The 23294-nt window shown below is 35.3% G+C and carries 23 protein-coding genes and 1 pseudogene; 1 reads left to right on the top strand and 23 read right to left on the bottom strand.

The window, feature by feature from the left end; genetic code table 11:
- From ABYT26_RS12165 to ABYT26_RS12085, 17 genes and pseudogenes are all read right to left on the bottom strand, one after another.
- The coding region (locus ABYT26_RS12165) for a ketopantoate reductase family protein (RefSeq protein ID WP_372754248.1) at positions 1-690 on the bottom strand (690 nt) is incomplete at its 3' end.
- A gap of 92 nt (positions 691-782) precedes the next feature.
- On the bottom strand, positions 783-1712 hold the full coding sequence (locus ABYT26_RS12160; protein ID WP_372754246.1) for a mechanosensitive ion channel family protein: 930 nt from the start codon (positions 1710-1712) through the stop codon (positions 783-785).
- A gap of 224 nt (positions 1713-1936) precedes the next feature.
- A complete protein-coding gene (locus ABYT26_RS12155) occupies positions 1937-2611 on the bottom strand; it encodes a haloacid dehalogenase type II (RefSeq protein WP_372754245.1) in 675 nt (224 codons plus the stop codon).
- A gap of 45 nt (positions 2612-2656) precedes the next feature.
- On the bottom strand, positions 2657-3289 hold the full coding sequence (locus ABYT26_RS12150) for a flavodoxin family protein (RefSeq protein WP_372754243.1): 633 nt from the start codon (positions 3287-3289) through the stop codon (positions 2657-2659).
- 172 nt (positions 3290-3461) lie between these two features.
- The gene (locus ABYT26_RS12145; RefSeq protein ID WP_372754241.1) at positions 3462-3857 is read right to left on the bottom strand and encodes a hypothetical protein; all 396 of its coding nucleotides are present in this window, start codon (positions 3855-3857) and stop codon (positions 3462-3464) included.
- 75 nt (positions 3858-3932) lie between these two features.
- Positions 3933-4496 (bottom strand): TetR/AcrR family transcriptional regulator, encoded by a 564-nt coding sequence (locus tag ABYT26_RS12140; protein WP_372754239.1) that lies wholly within the window; start codon positions 4494-4496, stop codon positions 3933-3935.
- A gap of 230 nt (positions 4497-4726) precedes the next feature.
- A complete protein-coding gene (locus tag ABYT26_RS12135) occupies positions 4727-5062 on the bottom strand; it encodes a DsrE family protein (protein ID WP_372754237.1) in 336 nt (111 codons plus the stop codon).
- Positions 5063-5156: 94 nt separating this feature from the next.
- Entirely contained in the window at positions 5157-5942 is a 786-nt protein-coding gene (locus ABYT26_RS12130; RefSeq protein WP_372754235.1) for a peroxiredoxin-like family protein, read from the bottom strand.
- Positions 5943-6040: 98 nt separating this feature from the next.
- A pseudogene (locus ABYT26_RS12125) lies at positions 6041-6919 on the bottom strand (NAD(P)-dependent oxidoreductase); the annotation flags it as partial.
- A gap of 21 nt (positions 6920-6940) precedes the next feature.
- On the bottom strand, positions 6941-7612 hold the full coding sequence (locus ABYT26_RS12120; protein ID WP_372754233.1) for a DsbA family oxidoreductase: 672 nt from the start codon (positions 7610-7612) through the stop codon (positions 6941-6943).
- 537 nt (positions 7613-8149) lie between these two features.
- Positions 8150-8443: a hypothetical protein gene (locus ABYT26_RS12115; protein ID WP_372754231.1), complete on the bottom strand. Its 294-nt coding sequence runs from the start codon at positions 8441-8443 to the stop codon at positions 8150-8152.
- A 170-nt stretch (positions 8444-8613) separates the two neighbouring features.
- The gene (gene nrtS / locus ABYT26_RS12110) at positions 8614-8787 is read right to left on the bottom strand and encodes a nitrate/nitrite transporter NrtS (RefSeq protein WP_372754250.1); all 174 of its coding nucleotides are present in this window, start codon (positions 8785-8787) and stop codon (positions 8614-8616) included.
- Positions 8788-8869: 82 nt separating this feature from the next.
- Positions 8870-9766, bottom strand: a complete 897-nt coding sequence (locus tag ABYT26_RS12105; RefSeq protein WP_372754229.1) for a haloacid dehalogenase type II — start codon at positions 9764-9766, stop codon at positions 8870-8872.
- Positions 9767-9827: 61 nt separating this feature from the next.
- Entirely contained in the window at positions 9828-10379 is a 552-nt protein-coding gene (locus ABYT26_RS12100; RefSeq protein ID WP_372754227.1) for a carboxymuconolactone decarboxylase family protein, read from the bottom strand.
- A 660-nt stretch (positions 10380-11039) separates the two neighbouring features.
- Complete coding sequence (locus ABYT26_RS12095) at positions 11040-11489, bottom strand: DsrE family protein (protein WP_372754225.1); 450 nt, start codon at positions 11487-11489, stop codon at positions 11040-11042.
- 71 nt (positions 11490-11560) lie between these two features.
- On the bottom strand, positions 11561-11821 hold the full coding sequence (locus tag ABYT26_RS12090) for a cysteine-rich small domain-containing protein (RefSeq protein ID WP_372754223.1): 261 nt from the start codon (positions 11819-11821) through the stop codon (positions 11561-11563).
- 83 nt (positions 11822-11904) lie between these two features.
- Complete coding sequence (locus ABYT26_RS12085; protein WP_372754221.1) at positions 11905-12468, bottom strand: TetR/AcrR family transcriptional regulator; 564 nt, start codon at positions 12466-12468, stop codon at positions 11905-11907.
- Positions 12469-12801: 333 nt separating this feature from the next.
- On the opposite strand from ABYT26_RS12085, the gene ABYT26_RS12080 reads away from it, so the two are divergent.
- Positions 12802-13971, top strand: a complete 1170-nt coding sequence (locus ABYT26_RS12080; RefSeq protein WP_372754219.1) for a hypothetical protein — start codon at positions 12802-12804, stop codon at positions 13969-13971.
- A gap of 119 nt (positions 13972-14090) precedes the next feature.
- On the opposite strand, the gene ABYT26_RS12075 is transcribed toward ABYT26_RS12080, so the two are convergent.
- The 6 genes from ABYT26_RS12075 to ABYT26_RS12050 form a co-directional block, all read right to left on the bottom strand.
- On the bottom strand, positions 14091-14597 hold the full coding sequence (locus ABYT26_RS12075; protein ID WP_372754217.1) for a hypothetical protein: 507 nt from the start codon (positions 14595-14597) through the stop codon (positions 14091-14093).
- A 285-nt stretch (positions 14598-14882) separates the two neighbouring features.
- Positions 14883-15770, bottom strand: a complete 888-nt coding sequence (locus tag ABYT26_RS12070; protein ID WP_372754215.1) for a LysR substrate-binding domain-containing protein — start codon at positions 15768-15770, stop codon at positions 14883-14885.
- 5 nt (positions 15771-15775) lie between these two features.
- Positions 15776-16399, bottom strand: coding sequence for an isoprenylcysteine carboxylmethyltransferase family protein (locus tag ABYT26_RS12065; RefSeq protein ID WP_372754213.1), 624 nt, complete (start codon positions 16397-16399; stop codon positions 15776-15778).
- Between the two features lie 299 nt (positions 16400-16698).
- Positions 16699-17823 carry an efflux RND transporter periplasmic adaptor subunit gene (locus ABYT26_RS12060; protein WP_372754211.1) on the bottom strand — a complete coding sequence of 375 codons (1125 nt, stop codon included), beginning with the start codon at positions 17821-17823 and terminating at the stop codon, positions 16699-16701.
- A gap of 11 nt (positions 17824-17834) precedes the next feature.
- The gene (locus ABYT26_RS12055) at positions 17835-22178 is read right to left on the bottom strand and encodes a CusA/CzcA family heavy metal efflux RND transporter (protein ID WP_372754209.1); all 4344 of its coding nucleotides are present in this window, start codon (positions 22176-22178) and stop codon (positions 17835-17837) included.
- Positions 22179-22607: 429 nt separating this feature from the next.
- Positions 22608-23081, bottom strand: coding sequence for a DsrE family protein (locus ABYT26_RS12050; protein WP_372754207.1), 474 nt, complete (start codon positions 23079-23081; stop codon positions 22608-22610).
- Positions 23082-23294: the final 213 nt, after the last annotated feature.

The raw sequence follows: 23294 nt of genomic DNA, 5'->3' as shown, positions 1-23294 counted from the left end.
GGCTTTGGCAACCTGACTTACTTCTGTTAGTATATCAACCAGTATGCTTCTCGATTCGGGTGTTTTCCGAATCAGGCCATAGCCCTGATTGGCAATGGTTCCCACGCCGCTAAGGCAGATGAGGATGAATTTTTGCCAGATAGATGCTTGAATATCATCGCTGAGCTTGCAGCGAATTTCTGCCTTTTCGAGTAGCTGTAGAACTGTTTTACTTCTCTCGCTTTTGGTTTGGTCGAGTTCTCCAAAAATAATCATGGGTTCCTTTAAGCCAACGTGGCGTATTACTCCGGGGGAATCAATAAAGCTAAAGATCATGCAGAGTCCGCCTAAAATTTGTTTCCGGTCGAAGAATTCGGCCAACTCGTCAACTGCAAGAACGCCATTTTGCAAGGGGAGAATCCAAGCTTCCTTTTTTAATGTTTGGGATAGTTGAGCCGCAGTCTCGCGAACCTGCCCGGCTTTGCAGGCAAAAATTACGAGATCGCAATTGCGGAGATCTGAAATTTTATCGCTTGCCAAAGCAGGGAGAATATGAACATCTTTTTTGATGCTTTTTACGATTAAACCATTATTTTGAATGGCTTTTAAATGTTCTCCACGTGCTAAAAAGTGAACCTCGTTTCCGGCAGCTGCCAATTGGGCTCCAAAATAGCCTCCAACTCCTCCTGTTCCTATAATTCCTATTTTCATATGTTCTGATTAATTCTGAATGATATTTTATTTCTGAGCCAAAGCACGGGGCAATGCGATATTGTTGATCTTGGGTTTACCTTTAATCCTTTTTAACCTTTAGCCTTTATTTCCTTATCTTCAAGCACAACTCTAGTTCGAGGCAAACTCTCAGGATAGTTCTTTTGAATGAATTCGATCATTTTTTCGCGAATAAAAACCCTAAGATCCCAAGCAGTGGGCGAATTTTTAGCGCTTACCAAAATTCGGATCTCTAAGCTGCTTTCTTTCGAATCGGTTACCTGAAGAACATTCACATCGCCATCCCACAAGTCGGTCGATTCCAACAGTCGGGTGAGCTCTTTTCGAAGAGCATCGAAAGAAATTCGGTAATCGGTGTAAATAAAAACGCTACCAATAATGTCGGCAGTAGTTCGGGTCCAGTTCTGAAAGGGTTTTTCGAGAAAATAAGTAGTGGGTAGCACCAAACGCCGCTTGTCCCAAATTCGCACCACAATGTAGGTGAGGTTGATCTCCTCAATCCAGCCCCATTCATTTTCAACTACAACGGCATCATCTACCCGAAAGGGTTGAGCAATGGCAATTTGGATTCCCGCCAAAAGAGCACCCACAATCTTTTGTGCCGATAAACCGATAATGATTCCCACGACTCCTGCGGAAGCAAAAATTCCAACTCCTACTTTTCGGATGCTTTCGATGGAAAGAAGGATGAGGCCAATGGCCGAAAGAATGATGATGAAGACAACGATTTTTTCGAGGAGATTGATCTGTGTGTGCAGTTTTCTCGATTTTAGGTTGTCTTCGCTCGAGATATCGTATTGTTTCAATAAGCGTTTTTTGAAAAGGCGAAGTATTTCAATGATGATCCAAGAGACACTGGCAATAAAAAGTGCATGTTTGATGATACCTAAAGTGGAGTCGTCGCGAAAGTAGGATTCATCAATAAAGCTGAAAATGGGCTTGGCAACGAGTAGAAAAATCAGAAGGGTAAGACTGATTAGTAATCGGCTGTATTTTTTCATAGAGCAAAATTTTAGATTTATTTGTTGCCTTGCAGGCCGACTGCTTTCCGAGATCCTGAGTCGGGAAATTCATTTTGAAGTCTGAATGTAACGATCTTTTGGCATCATCGCAAGCCATCCAAAAAAAAATAGGAGAGAGGGAATGGTTTGGAACTAGTTGAGGAAGAGATTTAAGAAGCAGTAAAGAAAGAGGACAAAGAAATAAGGGTGTTTCCATTTTATTATTAGTTTTTATAATTTTTAATTATTTCCTGAATCAAGTCGACCAAATTTGTATTAGTGAAATCTGGCTTTAGGTAAAATGGATTAAATAGTTCTTTTTTACGTTCGATATATGCGGTGTGTAAGCCTGCTTTTTTAGCACCAAATAAATCCCAATCGTGTGTAGCAACCATTGTAATATTGCGAGTATCTATATTTTCTTTATTCGCTACGTAATGGTAGATGTCTTGAAAGGGTTTGTATTTTTTTACAGAATCTACCGAGTAGTAGGCGTGAAATAAATCAATAATTCCTGCATTGGTAAGTTGCTCTTTTATCATTTCCAAAGAGGAGTTCGATACCGCAATCACTCTAAAATCATTTTCACTAAGAAGAGTAAGAGCTTCAGGAACATCATTGTAAGCAGGTAGTTTCCTGAAAGATCCGAGTATTTCTTCTTTTGTTTCTTTGGTTAATTCTTTACCACTTTCATAGAATGTATTTTCTAGTACAACACCAGCCAATTCGCCGAAGTTCTTATATTCGTTCATTGCTCCAAGTACTGTAGAGGTTTGCAATAATTTGGTGAACCAATACTTGAGTACATAGTTATCGGTAAAACTTTTATCGAAACTTTTTTTAAGTAAGCTTAAATTCAATAAGGTTTCATTCATATCAAAAAAAACTGCCTTTTCCATTTTAATTTTGCTTTTTAGTTTTTAAAATTATTGTCCTTGTTTCTTTCACGTAAGAATCTCATTGAGCAGTCGTGCAGCCTTATCACATTTAAGCATGGATTCTACTTGCTTGTCGAATTTAGCTGGTAACATGGCGGGGGTGATTTTATCAACAATACCATTGTTTTTTACCACATTTCCATCTTCGCAAGTACGACCATATTTACAGGTATAGCATTGTGAAAAAGCACCAACTAAAAATTTAGAGATCACTTTCATATTATTCATCATCAGAAAATGATCTACTATTTTTAGTACTTGGTTGTTTTCTTCATCGCTCGAATAGCCAGTAGAAAAAATAATGGATGGTTTATCTTTTAAAAGGAAAGCTCCTTGGTGTCGGAAGCAAAAACACCTTTCCAGTAAGCTATGCGATAAAGCATTGGGCACATCGTAATAATTGGGTATTCCAAATACAATGGCATCTGCTTTTTCCATTAAGTTGGCTATTTCCTGGAAATCATCTTTTACAACACATTTATTGTCTTTAGTGCATCCCAAACAACTAATGCAGCCGCCAATGTGCTTGCCAGCCAGCGATATGTATTTGGTTTCTCCTTCGCATTTCGAAAGAAGATATTTTATGGCATTGGCAGAGATCCCATTGGATCGGGGACTGCCTGAAATTCCTAATATCATAAATGTCTATTTCTGATGAGCTGATTTTGGTTCTGGAATCTTGCGCCTGGCTTTGTTTCCTCATGGGTAAAAAGGGAGCTTAAGAATCGAAAACCAGGCAGCTTGCAAGTATTTTTCCATAGAAAAAGATGGGGAAAGCAAAAGCAAGCTGCCTGTATGTTGTGTGCTTTTCTTAGGCAATTTTCTTTCCTGCATTGGCACCAGCACCCTGGTCGAATGCCTCAAGAGGTTCGAATAACCACAATCCGCGGCATGGTAATCCTAATTTTTCCAATTCGGCTTTTGCGGCATCGAAAAGTGGTCCATCGGTTTGGCGACCTTTTACTTCAGCAACCACCTGGTACGATTCCATTCCTTTTACTACCAGTACACTTACCGTTTTATTGATTTGTAAATTTTTAGAAGTGCTTTGCATTAACACTTCAGCAGCAGCAATTAAATTGGCTTCGGGAGCCATGGCACTTCCAACAACTATGGAGTGAGGTACTCCTTCGGCAGATACGGTGGTTAATACTCTTGTTGCTTCCTTGTCGTTTAACAAGCGAACTACTTCTTCTGGCATTTTCATGATACTACTTCTTTTATTATTAGTAATGGATTTCCTTTCGATGCTAACCGCTCGGTTAGTTTAAAGGGAAATTTTTTAAATATTCTCGAATGTTGTTTCAATAAAATCTTCTAAATCGCTACGATCAAAAACTTTAGATGCGTTAGAGAGACCTTGTTTTGCAATGATTAAAAAATTGGCTTGCTTACTAATTAGTTCCTGACTTTTAGATGTATCCTTTGCTAGTTTTTCGGCGAATATGGATTTTAACTCTTTGGTGAAACTTGCGATTTCTGCCATGATTTCTGCATTTCCATGACTTCCCAATTCAGCAGATGTGTTGGTGAGCAGGCATCCTTTCTGCAAGTTGCTGGCTTTTGAAAATAGCAGAAAATCATAAAAAAACTCCTGAATGGCTTCTTTCCCTTTCGGGGATTTTTTAAGTTTGGTAAGCATGTCCTGAGCTTTGTTTTTATAGCACTTAAGACTTTCTATAAACACACCCTGTTTGCTTCCAAAGCTGGCGTAAATGGAAAATTTATTGATTCCCATGGCTTTCTCTAGCAAACTCATTGAGGTAGATTCATAGCCATTGTTCCAAAAAAGCTCTGTTGCTTTTTCAATGACTTCTTTTTCGTTATATGCTTTTTGTCGTGCCATATTTGCAGATTCGAATACAAAGCTAACCGAATGGTTAGAAAGAGCAATAATTTACCAGCTATTGTAAAACATCAAAGACCGTAAAAACAAAACACAAAAGCACTACTGCTTTTGTGTTTATCTGTGCCATACATCAATTACAAGATTGTAATATAGCGGTTTGCTTAATTTAAAAACCGGAAGGAATTTAAGTAAAGCAGATTCAAAATAGATTGCGAATGCAGTCTTTTTTATAAAGTCAACATTTTCTCGCCACTTTTAATGTAAGTGGTTAAGGGTTCTCCCATGTACTTCACATCCAGTCCCAGCTTCTTTAAAATAGCACTTGCCCCATATCTATCGGCGCAAGCACGACAAGCTTCAATGCTAATACCAGCCGTAAGCATTTTTTCTACTTCCAATTGGATTTGAGCATCTTCGGCAATGAGTTTTGCCGATTCGCCCCATACAATAATGTTTACTTGTTTCCACCAGCCTTTACTCAATGCATTAATCGAATACATGGAAATCATATTAATTACAGTTTCCTTATTAGTTGTTGTCCAAAGAATGTTTAGTTTATCCATTTTAATGATTTTTGTTTGAATGTTTTTAGATCCTGTTATTCACATATCTGAAAAACAGGATCTATAGAATCATTCTTGATTTTTTAAGTTGGATTTACTTTTTAGCATTTATTTTCTTCAAAGCAGCCACAATATCGTCTGGTTCGGCACGATTTCTATAATCAGCATCTAAAAAGGCATATTGAATGATTCCTTTTTGGTCGATCACGTAAGTGGCAGCCAAAGGCAATTCGTTGCTTTCATCACCGTTATATCCATGAAGATCGAATGCTTCCTGATAAAGGGCAGCTACTTCGGGCGTTAACTCAAACACGACACCATATTCTTTACCTACTTTGTTGGCTACATCGCTCAATACCAGAAAATCAAGACTGTGTTTTTCGGTGGTATTCATCGATTTGTCTGGCAACTCAGGCGTAAGTGCCAATAGAGAACCTCCTGCTTTTGTAATGTCTGGAAGTCTTTCTTGTAAATAGTGCAAGGTTATGTTGCAATATGGACACCATCCTCCACGATACCAAATCAAAACAACAGGACCTTTTTCTAATTCTTTGTATAAGGTAATTGGTTTACTCATTTGGTTATTAAGTGTAAAGTCAGGAACCTTATCACCTACATTTAGAGCTTTATCAAGTATACCAGAATTTTTTACAGCATCAGTTCCTTCGCTGTAAATTTTCTTTTTTTCATCTGATGCAACTTTTGCAAACTCAACTCTTCTTGTATTGAGCAAGGAGTCTAAAGGTTTTACCTTGTTGTTACTAGTTTCCATGGTACCAGGTTGTTGATTTGTTTTATTTTCTTTATTCGTTTTTGTTTGACAACCTACTACAGTCATCATTAGTACGGCAAATGCCGCTAAAATACTTTTTGTATACATGTTGCTTTTTTTAGATTAGTTCACATTGAATCAGCTCGTAAGCATGATATTTATTTTTAGGGAATTAATTTTATTAGGTTGGGAAATCCATTGGCTTCCTATTTTTTATTTTCCAGATATTTATAGATTGCCGATACATCGAGTTTTCCCATTCCTTCAGCAGTGGCTTCGGCATATAATTCTTTGGCCTGATTAGCTAGATATAATGTTTGTCCATTTTCGTCGGCAGTAATGCTTGCCAAGTTCAAATCTTTTAGCATTAATTCCAGAGGGAAATGTGTTTCATAATCATCATTTTTAATGCCTTGAGCTTTCATTTTACTCACTGGTGAGCCTACAACCGAGTTGGGAATCGTATCTAGAAGGAATTCTTTAGAAATCCCCATTTTATCACCCAAAATAACAGCTTCCGAGAAAATGACTATTGTTTGAGCGACCATCATATTTATGAGCATCTTATAGGAAGCACCTTTGCCTGTTTCTCCTACTCGCAAAGTTTTGTTGCTCATCATATTAATGTAGGGAGAAAGTTCTTGAAGTGTATCGGTATCTCCGCCAACAATAAAAACGAGTTCTGCATTCTGAGCAGCCATTTTCGAACCAGAAACTGGTGTGTCTAAAAAGCGAATGTTAAATTGCTTAGCTTTCGCAGATTCTCTAATGCTAAAGGATGGATTGACGGTTGAGCAGTCTGCCCAAATTGCATTATTTTTCATTCCTTGTAAAAGACCATTTTCCCCAAAAAATAAAGATTCGATCACTTCAGGAGTTGATAGCATACTGAATACAATGTCAGCTTCTTTTACTGCGGATAGGGCAGAATCTGCAATTGTCACGTTTTTAGAATTGAAAGCTTCAATTTTTTTCGGTGTTCGATTGTATACGGTAAGATCAACATTTCTTTTTGCAAGATTAGCAGCCATTCGACTCCCCATAATACCCAAACCTATGAATGCAATTTTCATTTCTGTCAATTTTTTAGTTCGATGAACTTGTTTCTAATTTTGTTGAATTTTAGATAAATGATTATGGTTTAATAAATCAGCTAAAACTTGTTTGTATACAGATACCGATTGAGCTCCAGTAAGAGAGCTAGATCTATTGAAAACAATCGTGGGTACTGATGATATTCCTTTTTTTCGCCAAAAATCCTCTTCGTCGATGAGCTGTTTACGGGAATCGTTGTTTTCTAGTCTCTCATTGGCAACATTCGTATCCAAGCCAATATTTTTAATTTCCTCAAGCAGAACTTCACGATTAGAAACATTTTTGCTTTTACTAAAATAAGCTTCGAACAAACGCATTTTTAGTTCTGTTTGTTTACCTGATTCTTTTGCGTATGCAAGTAAAATGTGAGCATCTCTGGTATTTACAATCCTTTTTCCTTCAGCAAATTCAAAGGTAAAATCGATTTCTTTTCCGAGCTTTATCATATTGGTTTGTGAATTTCTCCATTGTTCAGGAGAACTGCCATATTTTCGTTTCACATGATCAAGAATATCTTCACCTTCCATCGGCATATTAGGATTCAACTCAAAAGCTTGCCATGAAATCTCTATTTGATCTTGTATTCCCAATTCAGAAATAGCTTGCTCTAGGCGTTTGTAGCCGATAAGGCACCATGGACAAACAACATCAGAGATAATATCTAGTTTAATTTTAGTACTCATTTTAAATAATTTATTGAATAGCTTAGCATCATTTCATCAGTTTTTTGAAGAATGAAATGTATTTTGTATTCACCAACTTCAGACTTTCAATCAAAACTCCTTGTTTGTTTCAAAATTAGAATATTAGTTACTGCACAAATTTCTTTTTAAAGATTTGAAGAGGTGCTATTTTGTATCCTTATTTCCAAAACAGATACTTTGCCTTTTCGATTACTTCTTGTTTGTTATTTTTAACCATCTGATTTTGATAGTTTCAAAACTAAGCATTCGCTTTATATCGGGCAAGTGTTAAGCCGTTAAAAAATTGTTAACACAATTTATTTTTGAGTTAACTCCTGTTAATTACGCGGTTGTTCGCAAGAATTTAATAGACTTTATATATATTTCCGTTGAAGTTAGATGTACAGGTAGCTGATTTTGGTGCAGAGTTAAGCGAAGAAGTTGAGAAATTTTAATAGATGCTACTAAATTCATATGAACCCATGCACCCCTGCTATTTTCAATTGATTTAGTTGTAGATTAATTGTTCTGTTCTTTTTAGGGGTAGAAATTGATCAGCACAAGTAGACCTACTTGTGCTGATTGTATTTTTATTATTTTATAGACTAAGCGTATTTTTTTTAAACCTGTATCAACAGGAGTTTCGGCAACACGGTTTGTGTAATTACTAATTACTTTTTGCGATAAGCCTAAGATGATTTCTGATATGTGACGTTGTTTGTATCCAGCAGCAAAGAATGCTTCCAAATCAGCTTGGTTAACAGTACCTCTATTTCGAACAACTGATAATGTGCAGTGCTTGTAGTTTTGCTGTAGGCATTGTAGTACCATTCCTTAGTGCATCTGTAATTGCAGCCAACCTTCATCATTTCAGTAATACCTGTATGTGCAGGAACACAGTAATGACACTCATGTTCTACATTAATCGTTTGCCATACAACAGTTAGCTCATCATTGTTAAATGAAGTGTTAATTTAAATCTACAATTGAAAGACTAAGTTTTACGCTTGATTTTTTAATTGAAGAATAGATCTTACCGAAGAATAAGTTGAAACAGAATAAGGAACCAAATAAGTGATGATAATTTGGATTATATGCTCAGTTGTTAAAGTATTTGCAATAATATCCAAACCGTGATTTATTAATCCCAGCACAGTTCCCACTACCAAAGCAATTTTAAGGGATGTACCTACTACTTGTTTCGAATAAACTAATTTCCATATATCTTATTTCAATTTATTGTCCTGTAAATTATCCTTATTTGTTTGTGTCGGTGGCGTATTGTTCTTGAAGAATCTTGACAAGTTCTGTTAGGTTTTTTACGATATAATCGGGTTCATCAACATTCGGATAAAGTGTTTTTCCTGGTCTTGCAATAAAGGCGGTTTGCAATCCAACATTTTTAGCACCTGCCAAATCCCAGGCATGAGCAGCAACCATCAATACTTCTTCTGGTTTTACGCCAAGGTCTTTAAGTACCATTTGATATGTATCGGGATGTGGTTTGTATTTTTGTATGCTTCCAATGGTGTAACGCTTTTCAAAATAATCGGTTAATCCAGCATTTATGAATTGTGTTTCAACCCCTTTGGCCGATGAGTTGGTTAAGCTAACAATATGAAAAGTATCTTTATTAAGTGCTATTAATCCAGGAACAACATCAGGATAGGCTTGTAAGGAGCGAAGAGGAGTTACAATAGATGTTTTTGCATCATCGTATTTCATACTAATACCTTGAGTTTCTGCAACCATCATTAGCGCTGCTGTTCCAATTTCCCCAAATGCATGATAGTTATTGCTAAGAGTTTCTACAAGGGAGTAGTGTAGCATGGTTGAAAACCACAAAGGCAAAAGATCTTCTCTTCCGTTAAGGGCGTCACCCACCGATTTTTTTAGAGGAGAAAGGTCCAATAGTGTTTCATTTACATCGAATACTATTACTTTTGGTTTTGGTAAAGTATTTCTTTTTGTAAGCTGAGTTTTTACTTGATCAAAATTTTCATTTGCTGATCGTACTTGTCCTTGTGCAGACACGTTCATTCCCAACAAAAAAGCAGTCATGATCATGATCTTTGTTCCTGAAATTCTTATGGATTTATATTTTTTTTTCAGGTTTTTGTTAAAATTTATTTTCTTATTGATTGATGTACTCATTATTTTATTTTTGATTAAAAATGTGTCTCTATCCCTGTACTATGTATGTGGTGATAGCATGTTACTTTTTTTTCCAGGCAAATTTCTCGAAAGGTTTATCTACTGGAGTTCTAGCAATATGATTTGTGTAATTACTAATTATTTTTTGCGATAAACCTAAAATGATTTCTAAAACATTACGCTGCTCGTATCCAGCTGCGAAAAAGGCTTCTAGTTCTGCTTGGTTTACTGCACCTCTGTTACGAAGCATAGAAAGTGTAAATACGTGTAATGCTTGAAGTTTTTCAGTGGGCATTGCAGTCTGATTTCTTAGAGCTTCGGTAATTGCATCATCTACTTTCATCATTTTGGCAATTCCAGTATGCGCTGGAACACAGTAGTTACATTCATGTTCTACATTTATTGTTTGCCATACAACGGTTAGTTCTTCGTTGTTTAAAGATGAATTCTCAAACAAATCGTGTAGCTTAAAATAAGCTTCCAGAATGCCTGGAGCTTCGGCTAAAACACCATGTAAGTTTGGAATCATGCCAAATGTTTTTAATGATTGTGCCAATAAAGGCTGACTAGCTTCTGGTGCTGATTCTACTGCGTGAATTTTAAATTCGCTCATCTTATTTTTGTTTTATTTCTATTTTATTATTCTTAACTAATTTGCAATTATAAGCAACTGCTTAGTAGTTAAATAAAAAAAATACTTATTGTATTGAAAGTATTTTTTTAAATATGCTTGATACAAAACTAAACGTATGCTTAGATATACGCAAAATTTTCTTAGTTAAAGAAATGTTAATTCGAATAATTGTAGAAATAATATTAGTTTATAATTCTGCTGATGAGACTGTAAATTGTACGGTACAGGAGAGGGTAATTCTGCTTCTTTTATTTTAGGAGGAAATTTTACGAATAGAGAAAGAAAAGCGAGATTTGTGTAAATACAAAAAATGCCCTACGTATTTTGAGTGAGGCATTTTTAAAGTAAATTTTACTTTAATAAGGGAGAGCATGAAAATTACTCTCTTTCGTTACTAATTTTAGAGATAATACTCAATTTTACGCACCGTTTATTCATGATATTTGTGCTAAGTTGCCATTGGTATACTTCTTAAAGCCATTTGTATATTTAAATCCGCCACATTTATTTTCCAACATGCACAGTGGGTTAAAACAAACAATTAAATTATACCTTTTTAATTACTAGGTGGCAAGGGAAATATTCACATCCTTTTTTGTTTTGTTCTTAAGAAGTGCTCTTCGAAAATAGATTATTAAATTAGATGGTAATTATATTTTCACCATTTTTGATATATTCAGTCAATGATTTTCCCATGTATTTAACATCTGCTCCCAAACTTTTTAAGATATCAACGGCATCGTACTTTCCTGCACATGCATGGCAAGCTTCTACATGAACACCGCTTTTTATTAAATTTCGAACAACTTCTTGCATTTCAGCATCTTCTTTAATTAGCTTTACCGACCCTCCCCAAAGAATAATATTAACTTCCGACCACCATTTATTCTTTAGCGAAGCCCCAGCATACATAGCAATCATGTTTTTAGCTGTTTCCTTTTCTGAGGTGGTCCAAAGAATATTTAATTTATCCTCTTTTGAATCCGCTTTGTATTCAGACTTCACATTCTTGTCTTTACTACTATTTGCAGCGAATGAAGTTTGAGAAAAAGAAAAAAGAGCTAACAATACGATAATAGTATATTTCATAATTTAGTTTTAGTTGTTTTTAAAAAAGGCATGTTTGTTAAAAATCCATTTTTGAATTTTTATCATTCTTACTATTCTCGCTCACTTCCAATTTTCGAGACGATACTCATTTTACTCATCATGTATGCATGAGATTTTTTTGTGTGTGGTAAGGTGCAGTCGGCACAATTTTTAAAGCCATTTGTATATTTAAAATTTCCGCCACACTTATCTTTTAGCATATATAGAGGGCAAAAACAGAATAAACAATTGAATTCTTCTTCTTTAATTCCTTTGTGACATGGGAAATATTCACATTTTGTATTTTGAAAAAACTTGTAATTTTCTGACATCGTTTTACTTTTTTTATTGTGCTTAATTTTGTCTTAGATATTTATAGGAAAGCCAATTAAAATCTTAGCTTAATTGCAAAAAACTACAATTTTTCGAAGGTAGTTTCAATAAAGTCTTCGAGTTGTTGCTGATTGTAGAATTTAGAAGCAACGGCCAAGCCCTGCTGAGCAATCAGTAAATAATTCACTTGTTTTAAAATGGTTTCCTCACTTTTCGAGCTGTCCAACTTTAATTTTTCGATGAATATAGCTTTGCGTTTTTCTACAAATTTCCATATTTCAGATAAAATTTGCTCATCGCCATTCTCGCCAAGTTCGGTGGCAGTATTTACCAATAGACATCCGCGTTTTGATTTGTTTTCTCTCGAAAAAACAAGGAAATCGTAAAAGAATTGCTTGATTGCATTTACTCCATCGGGTGATTCTTTAAGCTTGTTTAGTATGCCATTTAGTTTTTCTTTGTAGCATTTTATGCTTTCCAGAAAAACACCTTGTTTGCTTCCAAAGCTTGAATACATCGAAAATTGATTGATTCCCATTTCTTTTTCCAGCATACGCACAGATGTTGTTTCATATCCGTTTTGCCAGAATAAATTCATAGCTTTCTCAATTACTTCTGCTTCGATATATTCTTTTTTTCTTGCCATTTTATGTAGTTTATACTACAAAACTAATCAATCGCCTAGTAATACGGAAAGCATTTAATTATTTTTTTGAACCAGCCTACTAAATAGGATTGGTCTAAATATGATGCGTAAAGTAGAATTACGATCAAGCTTTTTGAAATCACAATAACTCAATAACTAATTTATATCGTTTGTTATAGCGCGAATTTCAGTTCTTAAAAGATAGTGAAATCGATTCGATCATTAAAACCTCTTTGCTTTGGGCTATTTTGATCGAAAAGATAATTTGTATATTTGAGCGCAACCATTATAAATCCCAATAATTACAGTATTAACAGATTATAAACGAATCGTATGCTTCAATTACGAGTTAAAATTTTAGCCTTTGCCGAGGCCAAACAAGATTATATTGAATTGGGAAGAGAGCGGTTGAGCGCTATGCTTCCCGAATATGCTGAACAATTTCAATTTGTCGAAGAACAAACTGATATTTTGTTTGTTTTGAGTGGCGGAAGTGAGCAGACTGCCAAGGAAATGGCAAAAAAGGAAAAGTTTTATATCATTCTGTCTAATGAATTAGATAATTCTAATGCAGCGGCTTTGGAAATAAAAGCCTGGATGAATCGAGAGAAAATTGCTTCCAAATTGCTTTCGAATCCCGAGGAGATGAGAAGTTATTTAGCAACTTATGTTGAAGTAGCAAGTGCCATTGAATCGTTAAAAGGAAAACAGTTGGGTCTTATTGGAAATGTTTCCGATTGGTTGATTGCATCGAGCGTTGAAAAAAATGTGTTGATGAATAAGTTGGGAATCAATCTCAAGCAAATTGATTGGAAGAGTTTGTGTTCATTTGAAGAAGCCGAAGTAAATTCAGATTTTTTATGCGAATTTGAATACAATAATCAGGAAGAAAAAACCAATGCCTCAAAAATCTACAGCATTTTAAAAGATTGCGTTGAAAAAGAAAAATTAGATGCTTTAACGGTTGAATGTTTTCCTTTGGTTCGTCAGAAATCGGTAACTGCATGTTTGGCTTTGTCACTCTTTAACGATCAGCAAATTCCAGCTGGTTGCGAAGGAGATTTGGCCAGTATTGTTGGAATGATGTTCGCTAAAGAGGTAAGTGGGTCTATTCCCTGGATGGCAAATGTGGCAAGGATTTCAACAGAAGCGACTCTGTTTGCTCACTGTACTATCGGAAAAAGTTTACTGTCAGCTTGCAAAGTTACAACCCACTTCGAAACGGGTTTGGGAACTGCAATTCAAGGTATGTATCGCTACAATGACATTACTGTTTTTCGTTTTAATAGTGCGTTAAATAAGGCATTTATAACGACAGGTAATGTGTTGGATCGTCCGCAGTATACCACAGCTTGTCGCACACAAATTGAAGTGAAATTACCTGTTAAAGCGATTGAAAGTTTAAAGGAAAATCCATTGGGAAATCATCATTTAATTTTACAAGGAGATCAGACTAAGAAGCTGCAGTTAGCTTGTGCTTTGTTAGGAATTGAATTGATCTAAAAAAATTTTGTGACAAACAAGAGGAAGCCTGAATCAGTTTTTTTACATCTATTTTAATAGGATGGTATAGTAGAATCTTCAGACTTCTTCTTGTTGTTATGTCGCTTATAATTTGTTTGTTATAAAATATCAGTTTCTAAATGATGTATCTTTTCTTTAGCAGTTACCAACTCAGTAATATCTTCTAGTATCAAAATAATGTATTTTTCCTTTTTGAAAGTAAATAAGCGAGTTGAAAATTGAAGGTGTTTGATTTCTTTTTTTCCTTCAAAATTAAAAAAAGGCTTTGTGATCTTTTCCTTGAATATTGCTTTGTTTGCAGCATAAGATTGGAGAGCGGCTATTCTCAGTTCGCAGCTGTGGCACATACTTGTATTCCCACACAGTTTCTCTTCTTCAATCTGATATGCACATCCGATTACCTCACCACATCTTCGGTACAATAAATTTTCATCTTTTTTATTGGAGAAAATACTTAAAAAAGGGTCGTTATAGGCTCTTAATTTAAGATCCTTATCTAGAAGCATAACACAAGAAGTAATGTTATTAAGAATCAGGTTTAAAAATTCACTTGATTTGCTAAGAACACTAAATCGTTCATTTGTATGGGTTAATTCTGTTGACATACAATTTGACTTTATATTTTATCTGAATTCGGAAATTACATCAATTTGTGAATAAAGTCAAATAGAAGTATGTTAATATTATAATATGTGATTAAAATCACACAATGGTAAGAAAAATGATGTTCTTTGTATGAAAAGGAAACATAAAAAGGAGCTTGCATTTTGGTGTGAATTTCATTTTTGAGTTGTAATAATGATCAAGTCATTTCAAGTTGCTTGATTTTATGAAGCCAAAAATGCTGTGAGCAAACAGTTTATGGAATGGTAAAAAATCAGAATTTCCAATTAAAAGTTATAATGGAGCAGAAAGTCTTTGAATAATTCTGGAATTCTTAATTCTGGTCCTTGTCGCCAGGCTATTCGAAATTTTCGTTGAATAGAAAGTTCTTTTACCTTTAATTTGATGATTCTTTTCAGTTCCAATTCTTTCTCTATTGATTTTTCGGATAAGAGAGCAATGCCATCAAAATCGCAAAGAAAATTTTTAATAGCTTCTGTACTTCCTAAATGGATTAGAATATTTAATTTCTCTAAATAAATATTTTGCTTGGCTAATGTTTTTTGGATAACCTGAAGGGTTCCTGAGCCTTTTTCTCGAAGAACCACGGGAATTTCCTGTATGTCGCTTAAGTTAATGTTTTTGCGTTTTGCATAAACACTTTGTGTTCCAGTAACAAACACAATTTCATCGTCTAAAAAATCTTTGTATCTGATGTTTGAATTGGAGCTGGTGTTTTCAACCAATGCCAAGTCAATTTCGTTATTGAGAAGTTTTTGCTCCATTTCATATGAATTTCCATTTAACAAATCAAACTTGATATCTGGATAACGAGAATGGAATACAGCAATAACTGAAGGAATAAGGTATTGAGATATTGTGGAACTAGCTCCAATTCGTATAGACCCCTCAAAGCTGTTGTGTAAGCGTCCCAATTCATATTCCAGATCTCGGTAATGCTGTTTGATTTGCTTTAAGCTTTTGTAAGTAAGTTTTCCTGCTTTGGTGAGGTAAACTTTATTTCCTTTTCGCTCGAAAAGAGCAATGTTTAGTTTGCTTTCCAGCTCTTTAATGTGTTTGGTAACTGCTGGTTGACTGATGAATAGTTCTTCTGCGGCTTTTGAAAAGTTGAGATTTTCGGCTACGGCCATAAATACTTCATCCCTATAATCCATAAGTTTTATTTTCTAAGCTTGTTTTTAATCCATTTCAAAGGAAACAGCATGGATACTTTTTTCTGATATTCTTGATATTCGGAACCAAAGTCTAAAACTAGTTTTTTTTCTTCTAGATAACAGCCAATTAATAGATAAATTGATAGAATTAGGTTTACAATGATTGTACTTTTGTTTAAATTCTGCAACCAAATGGTAAGAAAAGTAGCAGTATACCAGGGATGACGAATGAAGCTGAGAATACCATTTGTGCTAATTGAACCATGTTGTGACAAACTTTTATGATGTTGCGGTTCTTTCATTTGACGCAAACCAATAAAAGAAAGTAAATCGTAGGCTTTTGAACCTGCATAAAATAAGTAAAAGGTAAGTATAAATAGCAGACCACGAACGATTTGCAGTTTGCCTTCCCATTTGAAAACTGTCTCGCTTTTTATGGAAAACGAATAGTATATGATGGGCAAAAATGTAAGCAGAGAAAATAGATTGTAAAAGATTCGATAGTATCGAAAGAGGTTTCCTGTTTTGTTTTGAATGGTTTTGGTACTGCTATTTGTAATGAGAAAACTGTGAAAAAAACACCAAAGTGAAAGAAGAATAGAAAGTAGGAGTAGTGGGTTTAAAATCATAGGGTAAAAGTAAGAAATAGAATTTTCTTTTTCGAGATCGTTTTGAAATGTAATTGGATTATTATTGATAATTTTGCATTTTGTTTATGGTTTGAGCTTGCAAAATTCCTATGGACTTGCAAAAAAGTAATCTGGTTTTAATTCCTCATTCTGTACTCTTAAAATATTCATTTATTGCAGATTAATGGATGCTAAATGTTTTTGTTCGAACAATTTGTTATGAGAGTCGAGCAAAAAAATGACAGCATTCAGTGGTATAAAAAGTTTTAGAGTGGTCTTGTTTTTTTGCATAAGCATAGTTAATAGGTAGAAAGTTTGTAAACTCCATGAATCAGTACTTTATCCAGTTTTTGGGAATCTAAAAGTTCTGAAAAGCCTTTTGATTCAGATCCAATTCGTATTTTTTCCTTTCGCAAATAGTAATTTTTTTCATCAGATTTAGCTAAAACAAAAACGTAATGGTCGGGGCCTGATTTCAGAATAGACTCAGTAGGAATTGCCTTGGCATCTTTTTGATGAGTGATGATTTCAGCCTCGATAAATGAGCCGTTATACAAAGTTTTTTGTGCTTTTTCTTCAATTTTCGCTCTACAAATAATGCTTTTGGTTTCGGGATCAATTCCTTTTCCTATTGAGTTGATCTGAGCTGTAAATATTTCATCAGGCTTACTGAGACTTTTAAAAAGAACCTTTTGTCCAATTTTTAGTTGATAAATGTCTTTCTCGAATACTGCAATATGCATCTGAAGTTCATTAGGATTTATCAATTCCACAAATGATTTTTGTTGGTCAGTAAATTCTCCAAGAACAAGATTGGAACTAGTAATATAGCCATTAATTGGTGCTAGCATCGAAAAAGAAGAATAAAAATATCCCTCTTTTATTTTATCGATATTGAAGTGTAGAAGTTGTAGTTTTAAAGCCAAACTTTCATATTTTGCTTTGTTTGCCTTATAAGTGCTTTCGGCAATTAAAAGCTCTTTTTCTGATCCAATATTCTCTTTGTATAGGGTTTTACTTCTTTTGTAGTTGGCAGCAATACTTTCCTGTAGTGCTGCTGTTTCGGCAAATTCTTGCTGAAGAGTTATCAACTCATTGGATGTTATTTTACACAATATTTGGGATTTTTTCACGAAATCACCTGGAGTGAAATGAATACTTTTTACAATGCCTGGAAAAGGGGTACTTAATCGTGCTATGCCATTGGGAGTAGCCATAATAAAGCCATTGCACGAAACGATATCTTCAAAGTTATGCATTTCGGCAATGCCAATTTCCATTTTTTCAGACTTGAATTGTTCGTGTGATATTTGGATCAATTCTTCGTTTTTATTAGAATTTGTGTTTTGTGGAGCTGTTGTTTGTTTGCATGCCACAAAGCTGATGGTGAGTATTACTAAAATAAGAATGGATAAATTTTTCATGATAGGAAGGTTTAATTGCTTAGAAAGTTAAGTTCGAGAGCTAGCTGATTGTATTGAGAAATATTATCGAGATAAGCGTGATTGAGGTTTACTGCATTTTCCATACTGAATACAAACCGGAAAAAATCAATTTCACCTAGACGATATGACTTTTGTGCTGCTTTTATGAGTTGTTCACTCAATTTTCGGCCAGATTCTTCATAGTTTCGAATGGATTCATCGTACTTTTTCATCTCCAGAAGTAACTTTTCACGTTTAGCATTTCGGTTAATCAGAAAATTATTTCTCTTATTTTGATCGAGATCTATGGCAATTTTATTGGCTTTGATTCGGGCTTTTTGTTCGCCAAAAAACAAAGGCAAAGCCAAACCGATTTGGAATCCCTGGTAGGTCTGAGCGTTTGCATAGGGGTTGCTTCCTCTATAATAGGCAAGAGATATATCGGGGAGCAGTTTGCTTTTTTCCAATTGAAGCAGAGCATATTGTTGTTCGCATTGTAGTTTTAGAATTTCCACATCTGTGCAAGTCGCAATAAGATCGATGTTTACAGGAATTTTTTCAAGCTTTTGCGTCGCAATGGAATAAGTACTATCGCTCTGAAGGATAGCTTGTAACTCCTGCAGGCATATTTTTAAATTATAGTTTATTTCCTGCATATTTATTCTGGCTTGTTCTTGTTTTGATTTCGCTGTTAGTAGGTCAATTGGACTGCTATCTCCCTGTTTAAAACGAAGTTCTGCTTTTTGCGCGAAGGTGATGTATAGTGAATCCATGGATTGAAGAAGTTGGAGCTTGTTCTTAAGATAGATAATTTGGAAGTAAGCTTGTGAAACCTTTTTAATGATTAACTGTTTGTTTCGATTGTATCTATACTCCGAAATGGATACTTCTCTTTTGTACACTTTCGATTGTGAGGTGTAAACACTTGGGAAGCTAAAGTTTTGTTCCAGTCCAAAAATGCGCAGAGGATGACCATTTTCTGCAATGTTATTTTGATCGTATTCGTAGTAAAATATGGTTTTGTCTGGAGAAAAAGCACTTTCTTTTATGGCTTTGCTTTGTTCTATTGTAAGAGCCGAAGCCTGAAGTTCTTTGTTGTGATCCATAGCAATTTGTATGGCCTGTTCAAGTTTAATTTCGTTTGTTTGTCCTAGCGCAGTAAATGAACAAAATGCGATTATTAGAGCCGTGATTGTAGGTTTAGAACGGAGAACGCGTAGTGGATTGAAGCGAATACCAATGATATTGTAAAAAATCTCGAACAATAATGGCAAGGCAATCATAGTAAGTAGAGTAGAGCTAATTAAACCTCCAATTACAACCGTTGCTAAAGGTCTTTGAACTTCGGCACCTGCACCTGTAGAGATCGCCATGGGGAGAAAACCCATGGCTGCAGCAGCAGCCGTTAGCATTACTGGGCGTAATCGATCTTTTGTTCCTGTTAAAATTAATTCGCGCATACTCATTGTTCCTTCCTTTTGTAAATCTTTAAGGTGTTCAATCAAAACAATTCCGTTGAGAACAGCAATTCCAAACAGAGCGATGAATCCGATTCCTGCCGAAACACTAAAAGGCATTCCTCTAATCCAAAGGAAAAGTACGCCACCAACAGTGGATAAAGGCACAGCAGTGAAAATCATAATGGCATCTTTTAAAGATTTAAAGGCAAAATGAAGGAATATGAATATTAGGAGCAAGGCCAATGGAACAGCGAAAAGTAAACGCTGGCTTGCATTTTGCAAATTTTCGAATTGGCCTCCATAAACAATGTAATTTCCTGGTTCTAATTCAATGTTTTTATTAATCTTGTTTTGTATGTCTTCAACAACAGATTGTAAATCGCGATTTCGAACATTTACACTTATGGCCATCATTCGGTGGGTGTTTTCACGCGATATTTTTGCGGGACCTTCAGAATAAGTAATGTCAGCCAATTCGCTCATGGGAATTTGCTTTCCATTGGGCAGAGGAATCAGCAATTGTTTGATGTTTTCAATGTCGACACGTTTTTCTTTTTCAAGACGAATAACCAGGTCGAAACGTTTTTCACCTTCAAAAATACTACCACTTGATACTCCGCCAAATGCCATGGATAAATAGGTGTTCACGGTTTTCATATCTAACCCGTAAAAGGCTATTTTGTTGCGTTTGTATTGTACACTCATTTGAGGTAAGCCTTCGGTTTTTTCTAATATTATGTCGGCAGCGCCAGGCACATCTTCTATTAATTTTTTAATGTCGCTGGCTTTATCGTTCAAATAATTTAAATCATCACCAAATATCTTAATGGCAATGTCGGCTCGCACTCCAGTAATTAATTCGTTAAAACGCATTTCAATAGGTTGGGTAAATTCATAGTCAATGCCTGGAATTATCATTAGTGCTTCCTTGAAACGATCTGCTAATTCTTCCTTTGTTTTTGCAGAAGTCCATTCGTGTCGAGGATTTAGTTTAATAATCATGTCTATTTCTTCCATCGACATGGGATCGGTAGGAACTTCGGCCGCACCAATTCGGCAAACAATTTGATCTACTTCAGGAAATTGATTTCCTAAGATATTTTCCATTTGTGTGCATATTTCAACGGTTTTCGATAAAGAAGTTCCAGTTTTTAAAACAGGTTGAATCACAAAATCTCCTTCGTCGAGGGTGGGAACAAATTCTCCACCCATTCGGTTGAACAGAACCGCTGTAAAAAGTAAGGCAGCAAAGGAGGCTCCTAAAACAATTTTTTTGTGGCCACAAGCCCATTTCATAACCGGAATGTAAGATAAGTAGGTGAGATTCATGATTTTATCGGAAAGATTCCATTTGCTCTTTTTTTCTGGTTTCAAGAATAGAGAAGAGGCAACTGGAAGCCAGGTAAAACCTAAAATCATAGCTCCGATAATAGCGAAGCTAAACGATAAGGCCATGGGACGAAACATTTTTCCTTCCACACCTTGTAGCGATAAAATAGGAATGAATACAATGAGAATAATAATTTGCCCAAAAATGGCTGAACTCATCATTTTTGAAGCACCATTGTATGTGATTTGATCAATAAGTGTTTCTTTGTTTTCTTTGCTCGATTGCCCGAGTTCACCTGATTTGGCCTGAATACGAATCGCAATGTATTCTACAATAATTACGGCACCATCTATAATAATTCCAAAGTCGAGTGCACCCAAGCTCATTAAATTGGCATCAATACCAAACACATACATCATGGAGAGTGTGAAGAGAAGAGCCAGAGGAATCATAGAGGCAATTACCAAAGCTGACCTGATGTTGCCTAATAAAACAATCACAATAATCATAACTATTAGGCATCCTAAAAGTAAATTTTCAACTACGGTGGTACTTGTTTTATTGATCAACTCACTTCGCTCCAAAATGGGGTTGATGAAAACTCCTTCGGGTAGGTTTGTTTGAATTTCAGCGACACGCTTTTTGACTTCATTTATTACCAATTTAGAATTAGCATCTTTTAGCATCATAATTTGCCCGAGTACTTTTTCGCCTTGTCCGTTTGCTGTGATGGCACCAAATCGATTGGCATATCCGAAGTGAACTTTGGCAATGTCTTTCACAAGAATGGGAAATCCTTTGTTGTTTTTCACCACAATATTCTCGATATCCTGAATGGTTTTTACTTGTCCATCGCCACGAATAAAGTACGATTGATTGGTTTTTTCGATGTAGGCACCACCCGAAATGCTGTTGTTGTTTTGCAGGGCAGTATAAACATCCATCAAATGAATGTCCATGTGACTTAAGCGAATGGGATCAATAGCGACTTCGTACTGTTTTAAGTAACCTCCCCAACTATTTACTTCAACCACACCTGGAATTCCCGAAAGTTGCCGTTTTACGATCCAATCTTGAGTAGTTCGTAAATCCATTGCTGAGTATCGCTCTTCGTAGCCTGGTTTAACATCTAGAATGTACTGGTAAATTTCTCCCAGACCGGTGGTAATAGGACCCATTTCCGGTTGTCCAAAGCCTTCGGGAATATTGGCTGAGGCTGTTTTAATTTTTTCTGCAATTAATTGTCGGGGAAGATAGGTGCCAATTTCATCGTTAAATACTATGGTAACCACCGATAAACCGAATTTAGAAATAGATCTGATTTCTTCGACACCAGGAAGGTTTGCCATCTCAAGTTCTACAGGAGCAGTTATGAATTTCTCAATTTCCTGAGTGGATAGATTCCCAGAAGTGGTGATAACTTGCACCTGATTGTTAGTGATATCGGGAACGGCGCCAATGGGGATGTTAAGAATGGCATAGAAACCAAAAACCACGATGGAAAGAGTAAAAAGAATGACGATGAGTTTGTTTCTAAGACTAAAGTGGATGATTTTTTCTAACATGATCTTGGGCTTATAGAATAGGTTAGGAAATGCGAGATTTGATTGTTATATAAAAATTACAGTTGATGCACTCTTCTCTTGATTATTTAGGGATAAGGGGCAAGTGCTTGATTTTGTTCGTGATATGTAATGATGTATATTTAATTTTTAGCCAGAAAGAAACAGGGCTATCAAGTCAATTTTAGGGTGTAGCAAGCGAATGCCAAAGACTTGAATAGCAAGTAAGTTGAATAAAGTAAAAAATGCATTTTTTGTCTGACTAGGTCTTTTCACGCATATATGGTTTGTTGATCATTTAAATTTATGAAAATCTTCTGAATTAGAGATAATTTAATTATAGCTGCTTTGTAATTAGAGGATAAAAGGTCACAGAAAAGTGACCTTTAGTTAGGGTTTTTATTTCTTTATGTGAAATTTGAGTGCCTTCGTTTAGTAGTCTAAGTTAAGGATTCTTCCTTTGGTGAAGTTGAAGAATTTTTCTTTGTCGGCCAATTGAATGCCAGCCATTAAATCGGAAGCTTCGTATCCTGCAACTTTTAAACAAGTTGGACATACACATATGCCTACATTTTTATCAAGTAATTGTTTGATATAGCTTTGAATGGATTCAAATTCACTTAAACTTTCGTCCTTTGCATTTTTCACCAATAGTTCTGGTGAATGTATGTCCATATAAATAAGAACGTCTTTGTCGTCAGCCATTAGCATAGCCATTTTTAGAGGCATTAATACCCGATGTACATCGTTGTAGCCTTCGGTAATGTGAATAAATACACCATCTCGGTTTGCCTCTTCCTGAACGATAGTTTGTTGCTTCTGAATTGTGTCTTTACTTTCCGATTGATTCAAGTTGCACGACAAAATCATCATGCTCATTACAAGTACTAGTCCAATGTTTTTCATTCGTTTTCTTCTTTATTAGTTAATACTAGTTTTATCTGAGGTATTCTTATTCTAAGTGAAATTTAATCAGCATTTTCGGTTCAAACTAACAGAATGTCTTAAAAGACAGGAAGAAGTGGTATAATTCACATTAAGAGAATTAGAAATTACTTTTTTTTGCATTTTAGGATGAAAAAGTCTGAAATACCCTACTTTCCCGTTTAATTACGCAAG

It is taken from the genome of Labilibaculum sp. (assembly GCF_041595635.1).
Classification (GTDB): Bacteria; Bacteroidota; Bacteroidia; order Bacteroidales; family Marinifilaceae; genus Labilibaculum.
The sequence above is the reverse complement of the archived record's forward strand: the minus strand, read 5'-3'. Positions and strand labels throughout refer to the sequence as shown.

Excerpts from the sequence above, each read along its gene's own strand:
- ABYT26_RS12160 (WP_372754246.1), bottom strand. The coding sequence starts at position 1,712 with ATGAAAAAATACAGCCGATTACTAATCAGTCTTACCCTTCTGATTTTT.
- ABYT26_RS12155 (WP_372754245.1), bottom strand. The coding sequence starts at position 2,611 with ATGGAAAAGGCAGTTTTTTTTGATATGAATGAAACCTTATTGAATTTA.
- ABYT26_RS12150 (WP_372754243.1), bottom strand. The coding sequence starts at position 3,289 with ATGATATTAGGAATTTCAGGCAGTCCCCGATCCAATGGGATCTCTGCC.
- ABYT26_RS12145 (WP_372754241.1), bottom strand. The coding sequence starts at position 3,857 with ATGAAAATGCCAGAAGAAGTAGTTCGCTTGTTAAACGACAAGGAAGCA.
- ABYT26_RS12140 (WP_372754239.1), bottom strand. The coding sequence starts at position 4,496 with ATGGCACGACAAAAAGCATATAACGAAAAAGAAGTCATTGAAAAAGCA.
- ABYT26_RS12135 (WP_372754237.1), bottom strand. The coding sequence starts at position 5,062 with ATGGATAAACTAAACATTCTTTGGACAACAACTAATAAGGAAACTGTA.
- ABYT26_RS12130 (WP_372754235.1), bottom strand. The coding sequence starts at position 5,942 with ATGTATACAAAAAGTATTTTAGCGGCATTTGCCGTACTAATGATGACT.
- ABYT26_RS12120 (WP_372754233.1), bottom strand. The coding sequence starts at position 7,612 with ATGAGTACTAAAATTAAACTAGATATTATCTCTGATGTTGTTTGTCCA.
- ABYT26_RS12115 (WP_372754231.1), bottom strand. The coding sequence starts at position 8,443 with ATGGTACTACAATGCCTACAGCAAAACTACAAGCACTGCACATTATCA.
- ABYT26_RS12105 (WP_372754229.1), bottom strand. The coding sequence starts at position 9,766 with ATGAGTACATCAATCAATAAGAAAATAAATTTTAACAAAAACCTGAAA.
- ABYT26_RS12100 (WP_372754227.1), bottom strand. The coding sequence starts at position 10,379 with ATGAGCGAATTTAAAATTCACGCAGTAGAATCAGCACCAGAAGCTAGT.
- ABYT26_RS12095 (WP_372754225.1), bottom strand. The coding sequence starts at position 11,489 with ATGAAATATACTATTATCGTATTGTTAGCTCTTTTTTCTTTTTCTCAA.
- ABYT26_RS12090 (WP_372754223.1), bottom strand. The coding sequence starts at position 11,821 with ATGTCAGAAAATTACAAGTTTTTTCAAAATACAAAATGTGAATATTTC.
- ABYT26_RS12085 (WP_372754221.1), bottom strand. The coding sequence starts at position 12,468 with ATGGCAAGAAAAAAAGAATATATCGAAGCAGAAGTAATTGAGAAAGCT.
- ABYT26_RS12080 (WP_372754219.1), top strand. The coding sequence starts at position 12,802 with ATGCTTCAATTACGAGTTAAAATTTTAGCCTTTGCCGAGGCCAAACAA.
- ABYT26_RS12075 (WP_372754217.1), bottom strand. The coding sequence starts at position 14,597 with ATGTCAACAGAATTAACCCATACAAATGAACGATTTAGTGTTCTTAGC.
- ABYT26_RS12070 (WP_372754215.1), bottom strand. The coding sequence starts at position 15,770 with ATGGATTATAGGGATGAAGTATTTATGGCCGTAGCCGAAAATCTCAAC.
- ABYT26_RS12065 (WP_372754213.1), bottom strand. The coding sequence starts at position 16,399 with ATGATTTTAAACCCACTACTCCTACTTTCTATTCTTCTTTCACTTTGG.
- ABYT26_RS12060 (WP_372754211.1), bottom strand. The coding sequence starts at position 17,823 with ATGAAAAATTTATCCATTCTTATTTTAGTAATACTCACCATCAGCTTT.
- ABYT26_RS12055 (WP_372754209.1), bottom strand. The coding sequence starts at position 22,178 with ATGTTAGAAAAAATCATCCACTTTAGTCTTAGAAACAAACTCATCGTC.
- ABYT26_RS12050 (WP_372754207.1), bottom strand. The coding sequence starts at position 23,081 with ATGAAAAACATTGGACTAGTACTTGTAATGAGCATGATGATTTTGTCG.